The sequence below is a fragment of the Boseongicola sp. genome (assembly GCA_014075275.1).
In the GTDB taxonomy this organism is placed as follows: Bacteria; Pseudomonadota; Alphaproteobacteria; order Rhodobacterales; family Rhodobacteraceae.
This window is the reverse complement of sequence record CP046179.1, coordinates 174,822-193,687: the sequence shown is the minus strand read 5'-3', so window position 1 is coordinate 193,687 and position 18,866 is coordinate 174,822. Positions and strand designations below refer to the sequence as shown.

Here is an 18,866-nt window from a genome sequence, read left to right as displayed (position 1 = left end):
GCGGGACAAGGTAGCTGTTATTCTATTTCTGCCGTCGTTCGCACACCCATATCTAGACGACCCACTCAAAAGCGTATCCCGCCGCAAGTGACCCCACGACAGCAAACAATAGATACAGCAGAAACGGCTTCAGCTTGAGTACAGGGGCAATGGCCATCGCGCCCCAAATGCTGACCACTCCACCCGAAACTAAAAAGGCCATAGCCGCACCTTTGGACATACCATTTTCAATCAATGCCCGCGTTAAAGGCAGAGCGGCATATCCGTCGATATAGGCCGGGGCGCCGACAATGACGGCAGCGGGTATCGCCCACCATTGATCCTCGCCGACATAAGCTGCAAGCGCACCTGGTGTCAGCGCAGCGTTCAAAGCATACTCAGCGGCGAAGGCAGGGATCAGACAAATCAGGATCAAACGCGTTGTTGCTCCGAATTGTTTACCAAAGGCCTGCCGGCGCGCTTCGGTTTTCCAAACCCACGGGTCGAAAACCTGACCTTCACCACATCGTGCGGAACTTAACTGGCGAGTCAGGCCGTTGTCGCGAAGTGCGTTCAAGGCCCAAGGCGTCTTGGCGAACAGACTGGCGATTGTGCCGCCAAAGAGACCCAACCCGAATGCTGCGAGCGTTTTGCCGATTGCAAAGCTCAACCCAAGTGTTGCGGCAGTTGTCGCGAGCATCGCCGGGTCAGTGATCGGAGAAGACAACCAGAACGCCATGATCGGAGCAAGCGGCACACCCGCCGCAAGCAGTCCGGCCATTAGGGGCAACACAGTTACACCACAGACCGGCGTGACGGCCCCGATCAGCGACGCGGCCACCACCGTTCGCAGCGTCCGGCCCTCAAATGCACCCGCGATATGCGTGTCAGCACCGCTGGCAATTATCCACGCCGCAAGAAGGATGCCCGGAATGACGATAGGGGCGACAACAATCAAACCCCAAAGGACAAATCCAGCAACATTTACAGCATGTTCCGGCCAAGCAAGACCGACAACTGCCACCAGCAGAATGCTCGCACCCCATACCATTGAACTCCAGTGGAGTTTTTGTCGTGTTACTTGCTGATCGGACATCGGACACTCCTTTGAGCTTGAAAAATAGTATCTGGAAAGGCATATGTGAAACGAATAGTTTCAATATCAGATATTGATAAAACAAATGAATGATCTGGATAGCGATTTGCTGCGCACCTTCGTCGCAGTAGCTGAAGCAGGAAGCGTCACAGACGGTTCTGCGCGCATTTTCCGGTCCCAATCAGCTACCAGTCTCCAAATAAAGCGTCTCGAAACCATCATTGGCCAATCTGTTTTCGAGCGGCACGGGCGTGGTGTCATTCTGAGCGACACCGGCCGTCAACTGTTGCCAGTCGCTCAAGAAGTGACAGCTCGACTCGACGCAGTACTAAGGGACATTTCCCAGGACGCCGTAACGGGCAAACTCCGTTTTGGCATTCCGGATGACCATGGCCGTGCCAAGCTGGCCGAAATCATCGCGGCCTTCACCCGTCAGTATCCAAAAGTCGAATTGGAGGTGACCTGCGCTCTTAGCGCGGAATTTCCGGATGCACTTCAAAAGCGAGTTCTGGACCTGGCGGTTTATGAGGTGGAACGCCCATCCAAGCATGAAGAAGTGCTGTTTGAGGACCCGACCTGCTGGGTTTCGTCGGCACATCGAAGTTTCTCGGCCACCGAAAAGCTACCGGTGGCTTTGTTCGATCACGCTTGCTGGTGGCGAGACGCTGCAATCAGGTCTCTGAAAGCTCGTGGAAAGCCATACAACATCGTCTATTCCAGCCAAAGCGTTTCAGGGGTCATTGCAGCGGTCGAAGCAGGGATCGCAGTGGGGCTTCTGGCCCGTTCCTCGCTGCATTCAGGTCTGTCGATTGAAAACGAAAGGCTTGGATTCAAAGGCACGCCTGCCTCCAAATTGGTTATGGCATCGAGTGAACCACAGGAATCCGGGCCACAGCTTGCTATGAAGGCAGCCATCCGAAAGGCGTTTCTGGCCCGCGCCTAGAAAGCAGCCTATGGATCAAATACAGCCAATGAATATGACACGCCCACAGCAACTGATCACACACCCCTTGAAGAACCGCTCCCAAACAATCCCCCTAGCCCGCTCGCCAAACCAACACTACGGTGCCCCCAAAACCGGAGGCACACTCCTTGACCAATATCGTCTTTGACATCGGCAACGTCCTTATCGCCTGGGATCCACACGCTGCCTTCCGAGACCACTTTGCAGATGACGCCGCCATTGATGCCATGTTCGCTGAAGTCGGCTTTTTCGACTGGAACTTGGAACAAGATCGGGGCCGCAGCCGCGCCGACGCGGTCGCCGTGATCCAAAACCAATGGCCGCACCACGCGGCGGTTCTTGATCAGTTCTTTGACCGCTTCCCGGCCACCATTCAACAAAAGGTCACCGGCACCTGGCAGGTTCTGGATGATCTGAAATCTGCCAACCACCGGATTTTCGGACTGACCAACTGGGGCGGCGATACCTGGCCCATGGCCAAACAAGTCCACCCAGAGCTAAACGACATTTTCGAAGACGTCGTCGTCTCGGCCCACGAAAAGCTGATTAAACCAGACTCACAAATCTATAACGTCCTAACGGACCGAAATAACCTGACCCCTGCCGACTGCCTGTTCATCGACGACAGTCCCAAAAACGTCGACGGCGCGCGCAACGCCGGTTGGCAAGCGGTGCATTTCACAAGCGCAGATGAATTGCGGAAATCTGTCAATAACTTGGCGTTGCTCTGAGTTCCATATTCCCCCGCCCGGCACCCTCACCGTCACAACCGTCGGTGTCCCTTTCGCCAAACTTTTGCCACGTGATATCAATATCGTATCAAGATGGCAGATTTCGCCCCAGAGATATCAATGCTCAACTCGCGTGCCACCTTGCAAATCCGGCTGGCGAGGAAATCCGACTTCGATGCCATCCGCAGTAATCACCATCGGACCTATGCTGAACACCGTGCGCGAGAAGACGATTTTACAAGCGAACCATTCATCGACAATGCACTCAAGAACTTCAAGAACAGCAATTTCCGCCTCAGAAATTTCTTGTGGCACAGCTGCACGTTGTTTCAGGTCGCTGTTTCAGGTCGCTGAACGGAATGACAAAGTCGTAGGACATTTAATATATGTCCGATACTCGATATTTTTCTCGCCACACTCAGTCTTTGTCACCGATATCTCAATTGACCACGGTCATCGCCGATCCGGGATCGGTTTGGCCCTACTCAATGACATGAAGTCCAAAGAAAGTCGCCGTGGCGTCAGAAGATTTCTTGCCGGTATCTGGCCAAAAAACAAAGCCTCATGCAGCTTATTTACCAAAGCAGGGTTTTCAGTTCAGCAAGACAAGTCGTTAAAGAAATTGCCCTACAACATGATGCAGCTAGAGCAACCGCGCTAAACTCAAGGTTAGCTTTCAGTCGTCCGTTATTGATCAAATCTTTCTTCTTAATTGTCGCAGCAGTTTACCTGCCTGATCTGCCTCCGGTCTGAGCACCCAGTTTAACCGCCAACTTCACGACCTTTGCCCAGACAAATCTTAACCATCACACCACCAATTGCATTCGCCCTGCGGCACGGCTAAGTCGAACCTGCTCAGATATTCCGGGGAGAGTTCGACATGACCGCTTACCAATACGTCTACCACATGGACGGCGTCTCCAAGACATATCCCGGTGGCAAGAAACTCTTCGAGAACATCCGCCTCAGCTTCCTGCCCGGCGTCAAAATTGGTGTCGTCGGCGTCAACGGTGCCGGTAAATCGACCCTGCTGAAAATCATGGCCGGTCTCGACAAGGATTTCGCGGGCGAGGCATGGGCCGCCGAAGGTGCCCGCGTCGGCTATCTGCCCCAGGAACCCAAGCTCGACGAAACCCTAAGCGTGCGTGACAATGTCATGCTGGGCGTCGCCGAAAAGAAGGCCAAGCTTGATAAGTATAACGAGCTGGCGATGAACTACTCGGATGAGACCGCCGATGAAATGGCCACCCTTCAGGACGAGATCGACTCGAGCAACCTCTGGGATCTCGACGCCCAGATCGACGTCGCGATGGAGGCCCTGCGCTGTCCGCCCGACGACGCCGATGTCACAACTCTTTCCGGCGGTGAAGCCCGACGTGTCGCCCTTTGCAAACTGCTCCTCGAAGCCCCCGAAATGCTGCTTCTCGATGAACCGACCAACCACCTCGACGCTGAAACCATCGCCTGGCTGCAACAGCACCTCATTGATTACAAAGGCACAATCCTGATCGTCACACACGACCGCTATTTCCTGGATGACATCACCGGTTGGATCCTGGAACTCGACCGTGGCCGCGGTATTCCCTACGAAGGCAACTACTCAAGCTGGCTCGGTCAAAAGGCCAAACGCCTCGCCCAGGAAGCCCGCGAGGATAAATCCAAGCAGAAAACCCTCGAACGCGAATTGGAATGGATGCAGCAGGGTGCCAAGGCCCGGCAAGCCAAACAAAAGGCCCGGATCAACGCCTATAACGAACTCGCCGGTCAGTCCGAGCGTGAGAAACTGTCGCGCGCCCAGATCATCATCCCCAACGGTCAACGTCTTGGCTCGAAGGTGATCGAAGTCACCGACCTGAAGAAAGCCATGGGTGACAAACTACTGATCGAGAACCTCGACTTCTCGCTGCCGCCCGGCGGCATCGTCGGCGTCATCGGTCCCAACGGCGCGGGTAAAACCACGCTCTTCCGCATGTTGACGGGCCAGGAACAACCCGACGGCGGCGAAGTCAGCTACGGCGACACCGTCCAACTGTCTTACGTCGACCAATCCCGCGACGCGCTGGACCCGGCCGTCACCGTCTGGGAAGAAATCTCATCCGGTGGCGAGGTGATCCAACTGGGCGACGCCCAAATGAACTCCCGCGCCTACTGCTCGGCCTTCAACTTCAAAGACGGCGACCAGCAGAAAAAGGTCGGCAGCCTCTCGGGCGGCAAACGCAACCGCGTCCACATGGCCAAACTCCTGAAATCCGGCGGCAACGTCCTCCTCCTCGATGAACCTACCAACGACCTTGACGTCGAGACCCTGCGCGCCCTCGAAGACGCCCTGGTCGATTTCGCAGGCTGCGCCGTCGTCATCTCCCACGACCGCTTCTTCCTCGACCGCATCTGCACGCACATCCTGGCCTTCGAAGGCGAGGCCCATGTCGAGTGGTTCGAAGGCAACTTCGAGGATTACGAAGAAGATAAGAAGCGGCGGTTAGGGGACGTCGAACCAAAACGGATGAAGCATAAGAAATTTACACGCTGATGACGCTTGAGCCAAAGCACCAAAATCCTTTCGCGGACCTCGCTGAGCTTGAACTCAACCAATCGTCATACGATGACGCATCGGATGAACATGAAATAAACGCGGAGTTGCGCTTCTCGTTGTATGACCTTGAAGTGGAATCGCTCTCTGTCGAAATTGGCGTTTCGAGAGCATCATTGCAACTCGAACTTTGGGGGTCAAAGATCAAACCCGGCACTAGACTGAATGATGGGAGCGGGCGAACATCGACGGAATTGGTCGAGATATCTGATGAAGACGAAGCATCCGTTGGTGCCGACGCGAATCTGGCCGCGACCCCCCAATCCGCCGACTTGATTGCTTCCGTTGGCGCTGGAAAGAAGAGGTCCACAAAACGGTCCAAGAAGTCGATTACAGAGGGAAAGCGCCACAGGGTTAAGGCCAAGGCCGGACAGAAATGGTCGGTTGAAGAGCCAGACGCCGACGCTGATCATTCCTTGGATGATACGTATATCGCCAACGAGAGGCTTTGTGTGGTAACCCTAAACCCAGACACAAACATGGTTGAAGTCAGTGCCAAGATCGTAGTTCGCAAAAAAGACCTGAACATTCGTCCAGATGGAATGCCTCTGCAAAGGGATTTCCGAAAACTGGTCCACAAAGAAAAGATTGTTAAGGCAATTCTTGGGAAGTCCGTAGCTGATAGCCTTGGACAAAAAGAATTGGCTGAAAAGTATGGCGTAATAACCGTTTCGCAAAGCACGCTACAGGAGAGCGGCAATGCCGATACTTGAAGAATTATTACCTGCGGTCGACATCAAACGCATTCAGGACGTTTTGGAGTCTGAAGAATGGTCATTCTCGAGTTTGGCGACGCTTGGCTCTTTAGACCCACGATGTGACTTTCGGTTCTGTGACCTTCGAGGTCTTGATTTGCGCGATGAGGATCTTCGGGGGTTCGATTTCACAGGTGCCGACCTGCGCGGATGCATAAGGAACGATGGCACCAAGATTGACCAAACAACGATTTTCAATGATTGCCAAATTGATTGGGTTGAAGCGCAGAAAACTCCAATCGTGCAAGTTATGCTGGAGGTCGAAAATGCCTCAAGCAACGCTCAGCGGAGAAGAGCATTGGAAGTTCTCGTATCCCAATATTGTCTGAAGTCAGCGCCTATGGGTCCAATTAGGTTAATTTGATAAGAGAGTTTTGTTGGCTCATCGTAACCACTGAGGAGTGGGACATGAGACAGACAACTGGAACTCGCAGGAGCCCCGGCGAGCAGATCGTCAAAGAGATCAAGCGCGCGACGCGCAAACAGTATTCGTCAGAAGAGAAGATCCGGATCGTGCTGGATGGCTTGCGTGGCGAAGACAGCATTGCTGAGTTGTGCCGTCGTGAGGGAATATCTCAAGGTATCTACTACAAATGGTCCAAGGACTTCATGGAAGCTGGCAAACGGCGGCTTGCTGGAGATACGGCGCGTGCGGCTACGACCGACGAAGTCAAGGACCTGCGCCGCGAAGCCCGAGACCTGAAGGAGGTCGTTGCCGAGCAAACACTGGAACTGCGTCTTCTCAAAAAAAGCATGACCGGCGGTGGGGGCGACCAAGAATGAGGTATGCTGCATCTGAGAAGTTGGAGATCATCCGGCTTGTTGAGGGGTCGCATTTGTCTGCTCGTCGAACATTGGCAAAGCTGGGCATCCCCCGCACCACATTTTACCGTTGGTATGATCGGTATCGGCAGCGCGGCGACGCTGGCCTTGTGGATCAAGCGCCTAAGCCCAGACATGTCTGGAACCGCATCCCCGACGAAGTCCGGCGCAAGGTCGTCAAGCTGGCGCTGCAGGAGACGGAGCTGTCGCCGCGCGAACTGGCAGTGACGTTCACGGATCGGGAGCGCTACTTCGTCTCGGAATCTTCAGTCTATCGGGCCCTGAAGGCCCACGATCTGATCACCAGCCCGGCCTTTATCGTGCTCAAGGCGGCAAACGAGTTCAAAGACAAGACCACTGCGATCAACCAGCTTTGGCAAACCGACTTCACCTATCTCAAAGTGCTTGGCTGGGGCTGGTTCTATCTCAGCACAATCCTGGACGACTACAGCCGCTACATCATCTCGTGGAAACTCTGCACGAACATGCGGGCAGAGGACGTGACGGACACCCTGGATTTGGCGCTACAAGCATCAGGGTGCGATCAGGTTCACGTCATCCACAAACCCCGCCTCCTCAGCGACAACGGGTCCAGTTACGTCTCTGGCGATCTGGCTGAATGGCTGCAGGACAAAGGCATGAAGCATTCTCGGGGCGCACCATATCATCCCCAGACACAGGGCAAGATCGAGAGGTGGCATCAAACCCTGAAGAACCGCATCCTATTGGAGAACTACTTCCTTCCGGGAGACCTCGAAACCCAGATCGAAGCCTTCGTCGATCACTACAATCACAAGCGCTACCACGAGAGCCTGAACAACGTCACACCCGCCGACGTCTACTTCGGGCGTGACAAAGCCATTCTAAGACAACGGGAAAGGATCAAACGAAAGACGCTCGAAGCGCGGCGCTTGCATCACAGACAGCGCGCCGCATAATAACATCAACCAGACGAGCCAAACTCTTTACTTGTTTAAGCAACTCTTGGTTCCCAAAACCCTGACGACGGACAACTGACGGGTTGCTTCCTGAATTGGCAATGGAATGGCGCGGCTAAACCGAATTCCGAAGCCGCCGCAATTGACGTCTTTGCAGCAACACCCTTTGGCGCAGGGTCGACAACCACCCCCGATTTCGAGTGCGCCGCAACCTTCATCGTTGCGCTCCGTGGCACTGATTCTGACAGAGACGTCGGCGCAGACGTCCTCGAACACATTGCCGACCCCATCCGCCAGCACAACCACCGATGGGGCGAAGTCGCGCCCCATCACATCCTTGAAATCTCACGCCTCCCTCATCCAGCCCCCCGGTGTCCGACATCACAACACCGACCATATGCTGGCCGCACAAACCCAACAAAACCCTTGCTTTTCGCGCTGAACCATCCCATATGCCGCCTCAGCTACGTTATCTATCTCGACCACTGACTTCCCTAATCGGCCGCCAGTCTATCGATACAGACCAACTAAGCCGGGCCACCGCATCCCGTGGGTGGCATAAATTAGGAGACGTCACGATGGCTAATGGCACCGTGAAATGGTTTAACACAACTAAAGGCTACGGCTTTATTGCACCGGAATCCGGCGGCAAAGACGTATTCGTCCACATCTCTGCAGTCGAGCGTTCGGGCCTCACCGGTCTGGCCGACGACCAGAAAGTCACCTTCGATCTCGAAGCTGGCCGCGACGGACGCGAAAGCGCGATCAACATTCAGCTGTCCTAAGACGGCTAACAGGCCCGAAGCATCGCCTCAGGCCGCATCAGATACATCAGCTGGGCGTTCGCGCCCAGCTGACCCCTCTCCTCCCAATATTTCAGATGCCAGCAATGCCCGCGCCTCAGGTTCGGATGCATCCAGCATGCCTTGATTATAAGCCCAGCTTTGATGCAAGGCCCGACGCCCCTCTTCCAGATGGCATCCAACCTCCTCGCGCCCGGCCTCGGCCATGTCCGCTTCGATCTGGCTCAGCAGATCCACCTCTGTAACAAGCGCCTCTGACATCTTCATCTGAACCCAGGTCGCCAGTATCCGGTTGATGCGCGCGTGATACCCCGCCCCCATACGCCGGAACATCTGCGCGACTGACTTATCCAGATATAACGAAACCTTCTCTTTCGGCTCGGCCACATCCAAATCCATCTCCAGTGTCAGCCAGGCCTCGGGCACCTCCCGCCGGGCAGCCGCCAGAAATCCGTCATCATCTTCCAATGACGCCTGATAAACCAACTGCCGCAAACGCGCCTCGGCCAGTCGTTTTGATTTCGGACCCTTCGTGGGCATCCAGGGCAAAGTCATCCATCAATCTCCTTTGATCAGATGTGAAGCCGCCCCAGCCTGACGCCCAGACCTTAATCAATGAAAAACCATGCGTGCGCAGCCACCGACGTCATACCGACACGATACCGACGCGAAACAGACGGCCTATTTCAACCAATCCCCGGCAATTATCGGCCCAAAAATATCCTCGCCGAAGGCCAGCGGGCGGCACGCACGCTCCCCGGATTTCGCGTCGAAATCCGGCCCCTCTTGGCAAGTCGCCACGACGCCATTACCGTCGCGCCCATGTTGGCGGATATCACCCTCATCGACTATATCGGAGTCCTCGGTTCTCTTTTAATCGCATGGGCTTACCTTGCGGTCTCACGGGGCTGGGTCGATCCAAAACGCCCGGCTTACAACCTCGCCAATCTCGCAGGTGCGGCCCTCATACTCCTGTCGCTCTGGTATCGCCCAAACGCCGGAGCCATCGTCATCGAAGTCCTGTGGTCCCTGATCGCGATCGTCGCCCTTGTCCAATTCTGGCGCACCCGACAACCGGCTGATAAATCAGGATAAAATCACCGAAACTCCCCACAATCCAACACCAAACACCGTATGAGCAACCAGGCCCATCGCACGCGCCTTGCCCGGCTCCGGCACCTTGGATGCGGCCCATCCTAAGCCCAATCCCGGATGCAACAGAAACCAGCCAAACCCAATGGTGACCAAAGCAAAGACCCAGGCTTCAATAAACGTCGGCACACCGACAATCGACACCAAGACAACCCCATAGATCGCCCCCACCACATAGTGAAAGACCCAGCCCAATCTCAGCTCCTGCGCCACGGGCTGCGCGTCGGCGATATCATCATGAAAAACAACGCCTTTGGATAGGTGATCGACCCAACGCCCGACCATCGCCCAATTCGGCGGGGCCACCCCGGCCAGCCGGCTTAACACCACGGCCCAAAGGTCCATCAGCACCGTCGCACCGATCCCCATCGCCAATCCACCGCTCATATACTGCGTGCCCCCTCGCTCATTCCCTGATCGTCTTTTCAAACATTCCAACGGCAAGAGGTCAAATGCCCCGGCATTCCAAGACTTTATCACCGGTGTTGCAACAGGTCACATTCCAGCGAACGGTGAATTTCCTTGATTCTAACGCCCATATCTGCATTTTGGGTCCCGCAAAAACTCGGAATGATCAATTGCCACCGGTTTCCGGCTGTCAGTCTCGAAACGGGCCGATGCCAAGCCGTCGCAGAATGTGGGCGGGTTACTTCAAGGAGACACACGTTATGCCAAACGGCACCGTGAAATGGTTTAATACAACTAAAGGCTTCGGCTTCATTGCACCTGATGAAGGCGGTAAAGACGTATTCGTCCACATCAGCGCCGTCGAGCGCTCTGGCCTCACCGGCCTCGCAGACAATCAGAAAGTCAGCTACGAATTAGAGGCTGGCCGTGACGGTCGCGAGAACGCGGCAGATATCACACTGCTGTAATCCCGCTCTGGGCTCGAAATTTCAGCGAGCTCACTGCGCATCACATTCAAGCCAGCCGTTTGAAAGATGGCTGGCTTTCGCCATGTTTGCCCCCAAGTCTGGATGACATCGAAAGGATACGTCATGCCAGATCAAGCACCGCAACCACAGCCACCAAAAGATACCCAAGCCCCAATATTCGACGATTGGGCGATGATATGAATGCCTGCAAAAATAGATGAGCTTCAAATCATAAACACCTGTTTTATAATATTTATTTCTATGCCATTACTCAGATTTTGACAGTATTCCAACTTGATCAGCCGCGACCTAGCGCGCGCTTTCCAGCGTAACTCTGGTCAATATCTTCAAGCCTATCTCCGGCCCCACCAACCTGGGAAAACCCGTGGCGCCAAAGTCGCGCCGATCAATGTCTCCGGTCATCAAGATCGACAACCGACTGCGATCTCCGGCCTCTGTACCAACCTGACGAAACAGTCGCGCCTCCAGCAAAATTGGCCGCGTGACATCGCGAATGGTGATGTCTCCGCCAATCCTGGCACCGCCCTTCACGCGCTCGATCTCGTCAGATTGAAAGCGGATTTCAGGGAACATTCTGGTGTCCAGAACGCTGGCATCCTTCATTGCCTCGGTGGCATAAAACGGCCCCGCCTTGGCGCGGCGCACATCCAGAACAGCGGTAACATTGCTGTTTTCCAACCGGTCGATATCCAGCGCGATATCTGCACTTTTAACCGGCATACGGCCATTCACCTTGCTGCCGTTCAGCACATAACTGAACCCGACAACCGATTGTTCGACATCCAGAATATACTGTTGCGGCGCAGCCCAAGCCGGTCGCACAGCCAAGGTCGCGGCCAGTGCGGTAAGGAAATGACGACGATACATGTTTGGAAGCCTAGCATGTCCAGCCCCGGCCAGGCGATCACGTTGCAGTGTCAGACGGCATCAAAGCCATGCCTTTGGGCGTCCCCGACACCTGCCATTCTTTCACTGGTTCGGTCCGCGCCCTCAGCCGCTCCAACTTCCAACGCTCGGTCTTGGCATCAGGGTGCTGCGGCACCAACGACCAGCGGCTCTCAACCCCCGGCGCACCACCCTCGCCGGGCGTCAGCAACAGCCCCAGCGGCGCCGTTTCCAGCCATCTCGGCCCCGGTCTCTGCCGCCAGATGCAAGCGCCGCACCGCCGTCAGACCCGGCGGCCCCGGCAAATCCGCCACCACCAGCGGCATGATTCCCGCCCGCAACGCCTCTTCAGCGGTCCATAGCAGGTCCTCGGGTCGTTTCGGCGACACCATGATCAACCGCGACGGGTCCATAAACCGCATAAAACCTTCGGGATTAAGCCGCCCCGGCATCCAGCTTGGCCGGATCCATAAAACGTTCCCCTCCATCGCCTGCGCGACCGTAAAGGCCAACACTCGCCGCGCCCCACCACAAAGCTCATGCGCTCGCGAACGCACCAATGACAAATCGTCCAGAAACTCAAGCGCAGACCCACCGCGATTGCGATGTGTGTGGCGGTTCAGAAGATGGGCAGCGGTCTTACTGGACATGGGAGGTCACCCTAGCATATTCGTTTTTTGTTCTCAATATCCCGGAACACCTTGCCAATCCCCGCAAGGCCGTTATCCCTAGGGCCAATTAAAGACAAAGGACGTCCTCCATGAAGCGCACAACACTCGGCCGCACAGGCATCGAGGTCAGCGAATACTGCCTAGGCACCATGACCTTCGGCACACAAACCCCCGAAGCGGATGCACACCACCAGATCGACCGCTCGCTCGACGCCGGCATCGACTTCATGGACACCGCTGAAATGTATCCGGTGAACCCGGTCCTGAAAGAAACCGTGGGCAACACCGAACGCATTATCGGCAACTGGAACGCCAAATCCGGCCGCCGCGATGATGTCGTCATCGCAACCAAACACAGCGGTGACAACGGTGGCTTTGTGCGCGACGGGCGCGGCATCCATGCCGACACGGTCCGTGATGCGGTCAACGGCTCGCTGGCACGCCTTCAAACCGACTACATCGACCTTTACCAGTTCCACTGGCCCAACCGCGGCTCGTTTCAGTTCCGCCAGAACTGGAACTTCGATCCGCGCAAACAGCCGCCAACACAAGAAGTTCTCGACAACATGGCGGGCGTCATGGCCGTTTTGAACGAGCTTGTGCAAGAAGGCAAAATTCGCGCCTTCGGCCTGTCCAACGACAGCGCTTGGGGCACAATGCAATGGCTCCGCGCAGCCGAGGTTGTCGGCGGCCCCCGCGTCGCATCAATCCAGAACGAATACTCGCTTTTGTGCCGCCCCTATGACACCGACATGGCCGAGCTTGCGCATCACGAAGACATCACCCTTCTCGCGTTTTCGCCCCTGGCCACCGGCTTTCTAACGGGCAAATACCGGAATGGCGCTGTGCCCGACGGGTCGCGTAAATCCATCGGCCCCCAAATGGGCGGACGGGCCTCTCCTCGCGTTGACGGCGTGGTCGAGGTTTATGCCGGAATTGCTGAAAAACATGGCGTCGATCTGACCCATCTGTCGCTGCAGTGGTGCCTGACACGGCCCTTCCACACCATCCCGATATTCGGCGCAACAACCTCGGACCAACTGGAACACATCCTGAAAGGCGTCGACGTCGAACTGTCGTCAGAGCTGTTGGATGAGGTATCCAAGGCACACCGCGCAAATCCAATGCCTTACTAGGCTGGCCAAGGTTGCCCATTGCCTCCCCCACCGCATAGTCTCATTCGGACGGGGGAGGATCGACGGAGGATCTCATGTCTGCGCTTTGCCGCGGTCTAATGATACTGCTTACGGCCCTGACCGTAGCAGCCTGCCAGGAAGATGGCCCCCAAGCCTCGGCCTCCGAAAATGGCGTTGTGGTCCCAGAACTGGTTGCTGCTGAACAAACCCTATGCGAACGCACAGGTGGCCGCTGGGCCCCGCGCACTGGTGACGTGTTGTTCGTCTGCTACCGGGATCTGTCCGATGCAAACAAACAATGCAGAACCTCGAACGACTGTCAGGGGATGTGCCTGGCGCGCTCACGCACTTGCTCGCCAATCGAACCCTTCCTGGGCTGTCATGAAACCCTGTCCAGCGCCGGTCTGCCCGCAACCGTATGCATCCAGTGAAGCGACTAGGCACCATATCCTGTTGCCTTCTGTTGGCGGCCTGCGCAGCAGACACCGGCAATCGCGACGCTTCGGCACCCATTTCGTCCATCGCCAGTTTCGAGACATCTCGCTTTGCCGGAACCTGGTATCAGATTGCCAGTTTTCCGTTGAACACAGGCGTCACCTGCCGCAACACCATCCTGACCTACACCGCCCAAACGCCTAACACATTGAATCAGGCGGTGTCCTGCCAGACTGAGATCGGCACAATCGCCACCTCTGGCCCCGCCCGCGTAACGGGTCCCGGCCGCCTGACCATGCGTGCCGCCGGGGAAAGCACCTTAAAGGAAATTTGGGTTCTTTGGGTTGATGGTGACTATCGCACCGCTGTTTTGGGCACACCCGACGGCAGCGTCGCCTATATTCTCGACCGCACACCGAACATCCCGCAGGATCGGCTAAAAGCCTCGCTGGATGTTTTGAATTTCAACGGTTTCGACACTGATCTGATGCGCATGACCCGACAGGAGGACGCATGACTAGAAGGGCCGCCATTCTAGGCCTCGGCCAACGCGGGCACACAATTGCCGAGCTATTTCGCGACGCCGGTTGGTCTGTGTCCGGGTTCGATCCTGAACCAGCAGCCCTTGGCGCTGCCCAAATGGCTGATCGTAAGTCTCTTAAGCCAACCATCTCGTCCGCCGTCAGCCACGCCGACATAGTTGCCATCTGCCTGCCGGAACGTTTGGAGCTAATGCGCAAAGTCATCCAGCGCGCCCAGTTCGAGGCACCAAAGAATGCTGTCATTGCAGTTCTGATCGCCGAACACGACATTGATGCAATTCAGGGCTGTGCCCTGCGCCCTGACCACGTTGTGCGTGTCAATCAGTCCGACGGCGGCGGATTCACGGCAGATGTTTCAAACAAGACCCACGCCACCGCTCGCGAACAGCCAACGCAGGTGCTTGCTGAATTGGCTGCGGTTCAAAGTCTGGTCAATCCGGCCGACGACAACACTCAGCCGCCAGAAGCCGAAATCGCCTGAAGGTGATCGGGCCAACCGCGCGCCGAAACATCGGCCTCTCGTACCAGCCAATCAAATTGTCGCGTCAACACCTGAACCCGTTCGCGGTCTCGAAATGCCATGTAATGTTGACCGATATAGAGCGTCGCCACCAAAGGTCCGAATATCGTAACCGGCACCGACCAGAGACGCCTCGCGTCGTATAAAAACACCCGCAACGATGGGTAAAGTTGGTCGTGCAATGATTGCAGGTGCTCGATCTGTGCGCTCCGCACATGCCGGGGCAAACCTTTGTAGTAACCTGTCGAACTGGCCAAAGATTCAACCTCATACAACGGCATGGCGATTTCGTAGTCTGACATGGCATCCCGCATCCAATTCAGACGATCCTGACTGGCCCCTATTGCCTGCTCAGTTGTGCGCCCCAAATGCGGTTCGAACTCCCACCGCAACATGTCCGGTGTTTTCAGCATATCCGGCAATGTCGCCGGAACGTGCCGGATTTTGTAGCCCGCTGCCTCCTGATGCCAGGCGAATATCTGTTCATCCACCATCGCCCGCGGAGCATCCGCAACCTGCATGGCCTCCGCCAACAGATCTGCCGCCGGTTCTGGTTTGTCTGACAGTCCCAGCAACCAGTCTGCCGAAACCCCCAACGCCGCCGCACATTCGGCAACGACCTGAGCGTTAGGAAGTCGTGCAGACTTTTTTGCTAAAAGCTGCGAGATGGTCGAGCGATCGATACCAACGGTTCGCGCCAAGGCACTTTGGTTCACATCCCGGTCACGCATTGCCTCGTTCAGTCGGTACGTAAACAAAATTGATCGATCTCGTTTGTCCAAAATCACACTCCGTGATTAAAATCAACAATGTTGAGTTTATGTTGATCACATACCAAATACCGAATACATCACGCAAGTGTCATACTACCTGGAAGAACTACTTATCCGGGCAAAATGAAAACCGAATCTGAAACAGCCTTTGAATGGCCGACGCTTGCCCTGCTTGGTGCGACTTATTTGGTTTGGGCTTGGGCAACCACTTGGCTTGCAGCCTGGTCGCTACCACTCGCAATAGCCGTCGCGGCGATCGCAATCGCACAGCATTCCTCACTGCAACACGAAGTCATCCACGGTCACCCGTTTCGCAATCAGCGTCTGAACAACGCACTGGTATTCCCCGGCCTGTCGTTGCTCGTCCCCTACTTTCGGTTTCACGACACCCATCTGGCCCACCACAAAGACAGCAACCTAACCGACCCTTACGACGACCCCGAAACCAATTTTGTCGATGCAGGTGACTGGGAAAAGCTGTCGCCGTTCTGTCGGGCGGTCCTGAATATCAACAACTCGCTGGCGGGTCGCTTGATCTTGGGCCCGATCATTGGAACCATCTTCTTTATCATCTGCGAAATCCGCCTCGCCAAAAAAGACCCTGGCGTATTGCGCGGTTGGCTTTGGCACATCCCGGCGATGTCTCTGGTGATGATCTGGGTCAGCTATTCTTCGATGCCGCTCTGGGCCTATATGATAGCCGCATACGGCAGTCTGTCGTTGTTGCGCATCCGCACATTTCTGGAACATCAGGCCCACGAGAAATCCCGCGCTCGTACAGTTATCATTGATGACAAAGGCCCCCTCGCCTTACTGTTTTTAAACAATAACTTTCATTCGGTGCACCATAACCATCCTCGCGTTCCCTGGTATCAATTGCCCGGTCTTTATCGGGAAAATGCCGATCACTATCTGCGCCAGAACGAAGGTTACTTCTACAAATCTTACGGCGAGGTTTTTAGGCGTTACTTCTTTTTCCGCAAAGACGCTGTTCCGCATCCGCTTTGGCGGCGCAATTAACCGCTTCCCCTTCCATGCAGTTCGGCAGATTGTGCGGCCATGGAACTTTGGGTCATCCTTTCAATTTGCGCCGCTTTGGCACAAACCGCACGTTTCGCTCTGCAAAAAGTGTTGGCCGGGGCAACCCTAAGCCCGGCGGCAGCGACATGGGCGCGCTTCCTTTGGTCGGCGCCGGTAATTGCCGCTGTCGTTACCACATACGTCGCCGTGACCCCGGCGTCTCTGCCCTCATTTGAACCGCAATTCTGGCCTTACGCACTGGGTGGCGGCCTTGCACAAATCCTCGCCACAGTCTGTACCGTCAGCCTGTTCAAACAGCGCGCGTTTGCCGTTGGAATAACATTCAAGAAAACCGAGGTGATGCTCACCGCACTCGCCGGGCTGGTCATCCTTGGCGACCATATTTCACCAGTTGGAGCAGCATTCATCGCACTGGGGTTCGTCGGCGTCCTGCTGTTATCCAATCCCCCGGAAGGCGGCGGCATATTCAATCGCGGCGTAGCTCTTGGACTGGCGTCAGGTGTGTTTTTCGCTTTATCAGCAGTGGGTTATCGCGGCGCGACTTTGGCTGTTTTGTCCGACGATACGTTCCTCGTTTCGGGCATCACACTGGCATTGGTCACCACGTCTCAAACCATCGCCCTTGGCTTCTGGCTCTGGCGTCGCGAGATGGGCCAGATCGCGGCCACATTGGCAACTTGGCGCACCGGCCTTCTGGTAGGTGTCACATCTCTGATCGGAAGCTGGTGTTGGTTCGCCGCGTTTTCCCTTCAGAATGCAGCTTATGTATTCGCTGTTGGCCAGATCGAGTTGATATTCTCGCTGATTGCGGGTGTGTTGTTTTTCCGCGAGCGCCCCTCAGCCCGCGAACTACTTGGCATGGGAGTTATCACCGCCTCGGTCATCGCGGTTGCCGTCATCGGCTGATCAAAGCCAGATCACTTTGCTGTCCAACGCATCATTCCGCACAAACGGAACTCCCTTGGGCGCTTCCAGCGATGGCAGATGTTTCTGCAACTCTGCCAGCACCAACTGCGTAATAAATGCCAGATTTAATTGCCTCACTTCTGACAAGGGCACCCATTGTAGATGCGAAAGTTCATCAGTCGGAGGCACGATATCACCACCTCCATTTGCCAGTGCGTTCTCTGACGCCACAAAAAACCGCGCATCAAAGCGGCGTGGCCGTCCCGGTGGAGTCAGCGCCCGAAAGAAGAACTTCAATTGGCTGGCATCCGGCCGAAACCCCATTTCGGCAAATCCTGACCAATCCGACGGTGGATCGCGCCAAACGCTTTGCCGCCCCATGACAAATCCGGTCTCCTCCCAAAGTTCCCGTATCGCCGCAACGGCCAAAGTATGAGGCGTTACCGACGCATTACTTTGTGCAAGCCTCTGCAAACATGGCTCTTTCAGCTCACCGGTCAAGTCAATGTCTCCATCCTCGGCGTCCACGCGACCACCTGGAAACACAAACTTGTCAGGCATGAAAACAGCAGTTTTGCCACGCTGCCCCATCAATACCGATGGCGCTTCGTCGGCATTACGAACAACGATTATTGTTGCCGCGTCGCGGATAGGTTCCGCGTCGCTCATGGTTTCACGCCGCTTTGGCGGCCCCAAATCCGTGAAGTCTTTTCGCCCATTGCAACCCGACAATCGCCCCCTTCAGCCTTGGCAAAAGGTATAGCGAAAGTCCGACACATCCGACAGTGAAAGTCGTCGCCAAAACCAACGGGTCGGGCCGAAATTCAGTGAACGCCCAGATAATCGATGGTGCCATGATATGCCCGACAATCAGAATTGTCAGATAGGCAGGACCATCGTCCGCTCGATGAACCGAGAGTTTTTGATCACAAACAGGGCAGGTATCGCGCACAGCCAAGTATCCCTTCATCAAAGGGCCCTTGCCACAGCGTGGACATTTGCGCCGCCACCCGCGCAGCATCGAGCCGCGCACGTCACGATCTTCAGCATCGTGCCGGTGTTCATTTTCATCTGTGATTTGTTCATGGAACATTTTGGTCGCCTCGTTAACTGCCGACACCATGGACCTAAGCCGAGCCAGTTAAAATGCAACGAAACGTCCTTGCGGCGGGATGTCGCGTCGCATTCCCCGGAAAACTTTTTTCGGAAACCGCGACGGAAACTTCACAGC

The 18,866-nt window shown here is 55.7% G+C and carries 23 protein-coding genes and 1 pseudogene; 16 read left to right on the top strand and 8 right to left on the bottom strand.

The features are described 5' to 3' along the window. Positions 1 to 52 precede the first annotated feature (52 nt). Positions 53 to 1,075: a permease gene (locus tag GKR98_01025; protein ID QMU56913.1), complete on the bottom strand. Its 1,023-nt coding sequence runs from the start codon at positions 1,073 to 1,075 to the stop codon at positions 53 to 55. An 85-nt stretch (positions 1,076 to 1,160) separates the two neighbouring features. Here GKR98_01025 and GKR98_01020 point away from each other — a divergent pair, with 85 nt between their 5' ends. From GKR98_01020 to GKR98_00985, 8 genes are all read left to right on the top strand, one after another. After that, on the top strand, positions 1,161 to 2,018 hold the full coding sequence (locus GKR98_01020) for a LysR family transcriptional regulator (GenBank protein QMU56912.1): 858 nt from the start codon (positions 1,161 to 1,163) through the stop codon (positions 2,016 to 2,018). Positions 2,019 to 2,167: 149 nt separating this feature from the next. Continuing rightward, positions 2,168 to 2,770 carry an HAD-IA family hydrolase gene (locus GKR98_01015; GenBank protein QMU56911.1) on the top strand — a complete coding sequence of 201 codons (603 nt, stop codon included), beginning with the start codon at positions 2,168 to 2,170 and terminating at the stop codon, positions 2,768 to 2,770. Then, positions 2,730 to 3,431 (top strand): GNAT family N-acetyltransferase, encoded by a 702-nt coding sequence (locus GKR98_01010; protein QMU56910.1) that lies wholly within the window; start codon positions 2,730 to 2,732, stop codon positions 3,429 to 3,431. Before GKR98_01015 ends, GKR98_01010 begins: the two co-directional genes overlap by 41 nt. Positions 3,432 to 3,650: 219 nt before the next feature. Next, on the top strand, positions 3,651 to 5,300 hold the full coding sequence (gene ettA / locus GKR98_01005; GenBank protein QMU56909.1) for an energy-dependent translational throttle protein EttA: 1,650 nt from the start codon (positions 3,651 to 3,653) through the stop codon (positions 5,298 to 5,300). Continuing rightward, complete coding sequence (locus GKR98_01000; protein QMU56908.1) at positions 5,300 to 6,073, top strand: hypothetical protein; 774 nt, start codon at positions 5,300 to 5,302, stop codon at positions 6,071 to 6,073. Before ettA ends, GKR98_01000 begins: the two co-directional genes overlap by 1 nt. Next, on the top strand, positions 6,060 to 6,479 hold the full coding sequence (locus GKR98_00995; GenBank protein ID QMU56907.1) for a hypothetical protein: 420 nt from the start codon (positions 6,060 to 6,062) through the stop codon (positions 6,477 to 6,479). Before GKR98_01000 ends, GKR98_00995 begins: the two co-directional genes overlap by 14 nt. Positions 6,480 to 6,523: 44 nt before the next feature. Beyond that, positions 6,524 to 7,875, top strand: a protein-coding gene (locus tag GKR98_00990) for an IS3 family transposase (GenBank protein QMU56906.1) whose coding sequence is annotated in 2 segments (ribosomal slippage) — positions 6,524 to 6,859 and positions 6,862 to 7,875 — 1,350 coding nt in all. Because the reading frame shifts where the segments join, the coding sequence is not laid out codon by codon here. Between the two features lie 578 nt (positions 7,876 to 8,453). Further along, the gene (locus tag GKR98_00985) at positions 8,454 to 8,660 is read left to right on the top strand and encodes a cold-shock protein (GenBank protein ID QMU56905.1); all 207 of its coding nucleotides are present in this window, start codon (positions 8,454 to 8,456) and stop codon (positions 8,658 to 8,660) included. 27 nt (positions 8,661 to 8,687) lie between these two features. Here the strand turns inward: GKR98_00985 and GKR98_00980 are convergent, their stop codons facing one another. After that, entirely contained in the window at positions 8,688 to 9,233 is a 546-nt protein-coding gene (locus GKR98_00980) for a hypothetical protein (protein ID QMU56904.1), read from the bottom strand. 60 nt (positions 9,234 to 9,293) lie between these two features. Here GKR98_00980 and GKR98_00975 point away from each other — a divergent pair, with 60 nt between their 5' ends. Then, positions 9,294 to 9,773, top strand: coding sequence for a hypothetical protein (locus tag GKR98_00975; GenBank protein ID QMU56903.1), 480 nt, complete (start codon positions 9,294 to 9,296; stop codon positions 9,771 to 9,773). Here GKR98_00975 and GKR98_00970 read toward each other — a convergent pair. Next, complete coding sequence (locus GKR98_00970) at positions 9,765 to 10,217, bottom strand: DUF2938 family protein (protein QMU56902.1); 453 nt, start codon at positions 10,215 to 10,217, stop codon at positions 9,765 to 9,767. The two genes, GKR98_00975 and GKR98_00970, sit on opposite strands and share 9 nt — an antisense overlap. Before the next feature lie 281 nt (positions 10,218 to 10,498). On the opposite strand from GKR98_00970, the gene GKR98_00965 reads away from it, so the two are divergent. Next, entirely contained in the window at positions 10,499 to 10,705 is a 207-nt protein-coding gene (locus GKR98_00965) for a cold-shock protein (GenBank protein ID QMU56901.1), read from the top strand. 309 nt (positions 10,706 to 11,014) lie between these two features. On the opposite strand, the gene GKR98_00960 is transcribed toward GKR98_00965, so the two are convergent. Then, complete coding sequence (locus GKR98_00960; protein QMU56900.1) at positions 11,015 to 11,593, bottom strand: hypothetical protein; 579 nt, start codon at positions 11,591 to 11,593, stop codon at positions 11,015 to 11,017. A 37-nt stretch (positions 11,594 to 11,630) separates the two neighbouring features. Then, positions 11,631 to 12,177 (bottom strand): annotated as a pseudogene (locus GKR98_00955) (hypothetical protein). Between the two features lie 194 nt (positions 12,178 to 12,371). On the opposite strand from GKR98_00955, the gene GKR98_00950 reads away from it, so the two are divergent. The 4 genes from GKR98_00950 (at position 12,372) to GKR98_00935 (ending at position 14,876) form a co-directional block, all read left to right on the top strand. After that, positions 12,372 to 13,418 (top strand): aldo/keto reductase, encoded by a 1,047-nt coding sequence (locus tag GKR98_00950; GenBank protein ID QMU56899.1) that lies wholly within the window; start codon positions 12,372 to 12,374, stop codon positions 13,416 to 13,418. A gap of 74 nt (positions 13,419 to 13,492) precedes the next feature. Next, positions 13,493 to 13,849 (top strand): hypothetical protein, encoded by a 357-nt coding sequence (locus GKR98_00945; GenBank protein ID QMU56898.1) that lies wholly within the window; start codon positions 13,493 to 13,495, stop codon positions 13,847 to 13,849. Then, on the top strand, positions 13,837 to 14,370 hold the full coding sequence (locus tag GKR98_00940; protein QMU56897.1) for a lipocalin: 534 nt from the start codon (positions 13,837 to 13,839) through the stop codon (positions 14,368 to 14,370). Before GKR98_00945 ends, GKR98_00940 begins: the two co-directional genes overlap by 13 nt. Continuing rightward, entirely contained in the window at positions 14,367 to 14,876 is a 510-nt protein-coding gene (locus GKR98_00935; protein QMU56896.1) for a hypothetical protein, read from the top strand. Before GKR98_00940 ends, GKR98_00935 begins: the two co-directional genes overlap by 4 nt. Here GKR98_00935 and GKR98_00930 read toward each other — a convergent pair. After that, entirely contained in the window at positions 14,849 to 15,646 is a 798-nt protein-coding gene (locus GKR98_00930; GenBank protein ID QMU59921.1) for a helix-turn-helix domain-containing protein, read from the bottom strand. The two genes, GKR98_00935 and GKR98_00930, sit on opposite strands and share 28 nt — an antisense overlap. Positions 15,647 to 15,811: 165 nt before the next feature. On the opposite strand from GKR98_00930, the gene GKR98_00925 reads away from it, so the two are divergent. Together GKR98_00925 and GKR98_00920 are read left to right on the top strand one after the other, a co-directional pair. Continuing rightward, positions 15,812 to 16,708, top strand: a complete 897-nt coding sequence (locus GKR98_00925) for a fatty acid desaturase (protein QMU56895.1) — start codon at positions 15,812 to 15,814, stop codon at positions 16,706 to 16,708. 39 nt (positions 16,709 to 16,747) lie between these two features. Further along, the gene (locus GKR98_00920) at positions 16,748 to 17,635 is read left to right on the top strand and encodes an EamA family transporter (GenBank protein ID QMU56894.1); all 888 of its coding nucleotides are present in this window, start codon (positions 16,748 to 16,750) and stop codon (positions 17,633 to 17,635) included. Here GKR98_00920 and GKR98_00915 read toward each other — a convergent pair whose 3' ends face one another. Both GKR98_00915 and GKR98_00910 read right to left on the bottom strand, forming a co-directional pair. Next, complete coding sequence (locus tag GKR98_00915; GenBank protein QMU56893.1) at positions 17,636 to 18,304, bottom strand: NUDIX domain-containing protein; 669 nt, start codon at positions 18,302 to 18,304, stop codon at positions 17,636 to 17,638. Positions 18,305 to 18,308: 4 nt separating this feature from the next. Continuing rightward, positions 18,309 to 18,728 (bottom strand): DUF983 domain-containing protein, encoded by a 420-nt coding sequence (locus GKR98_00910; GenBank protein QMU56892.1) that lies wholly within the window; start codon positions 18,726 to 18,728, stop codon positions 18,309 to 18,311. Between the last annotated feature and the right edge of the window lie 138 nt (positions 18,729 to 18,866).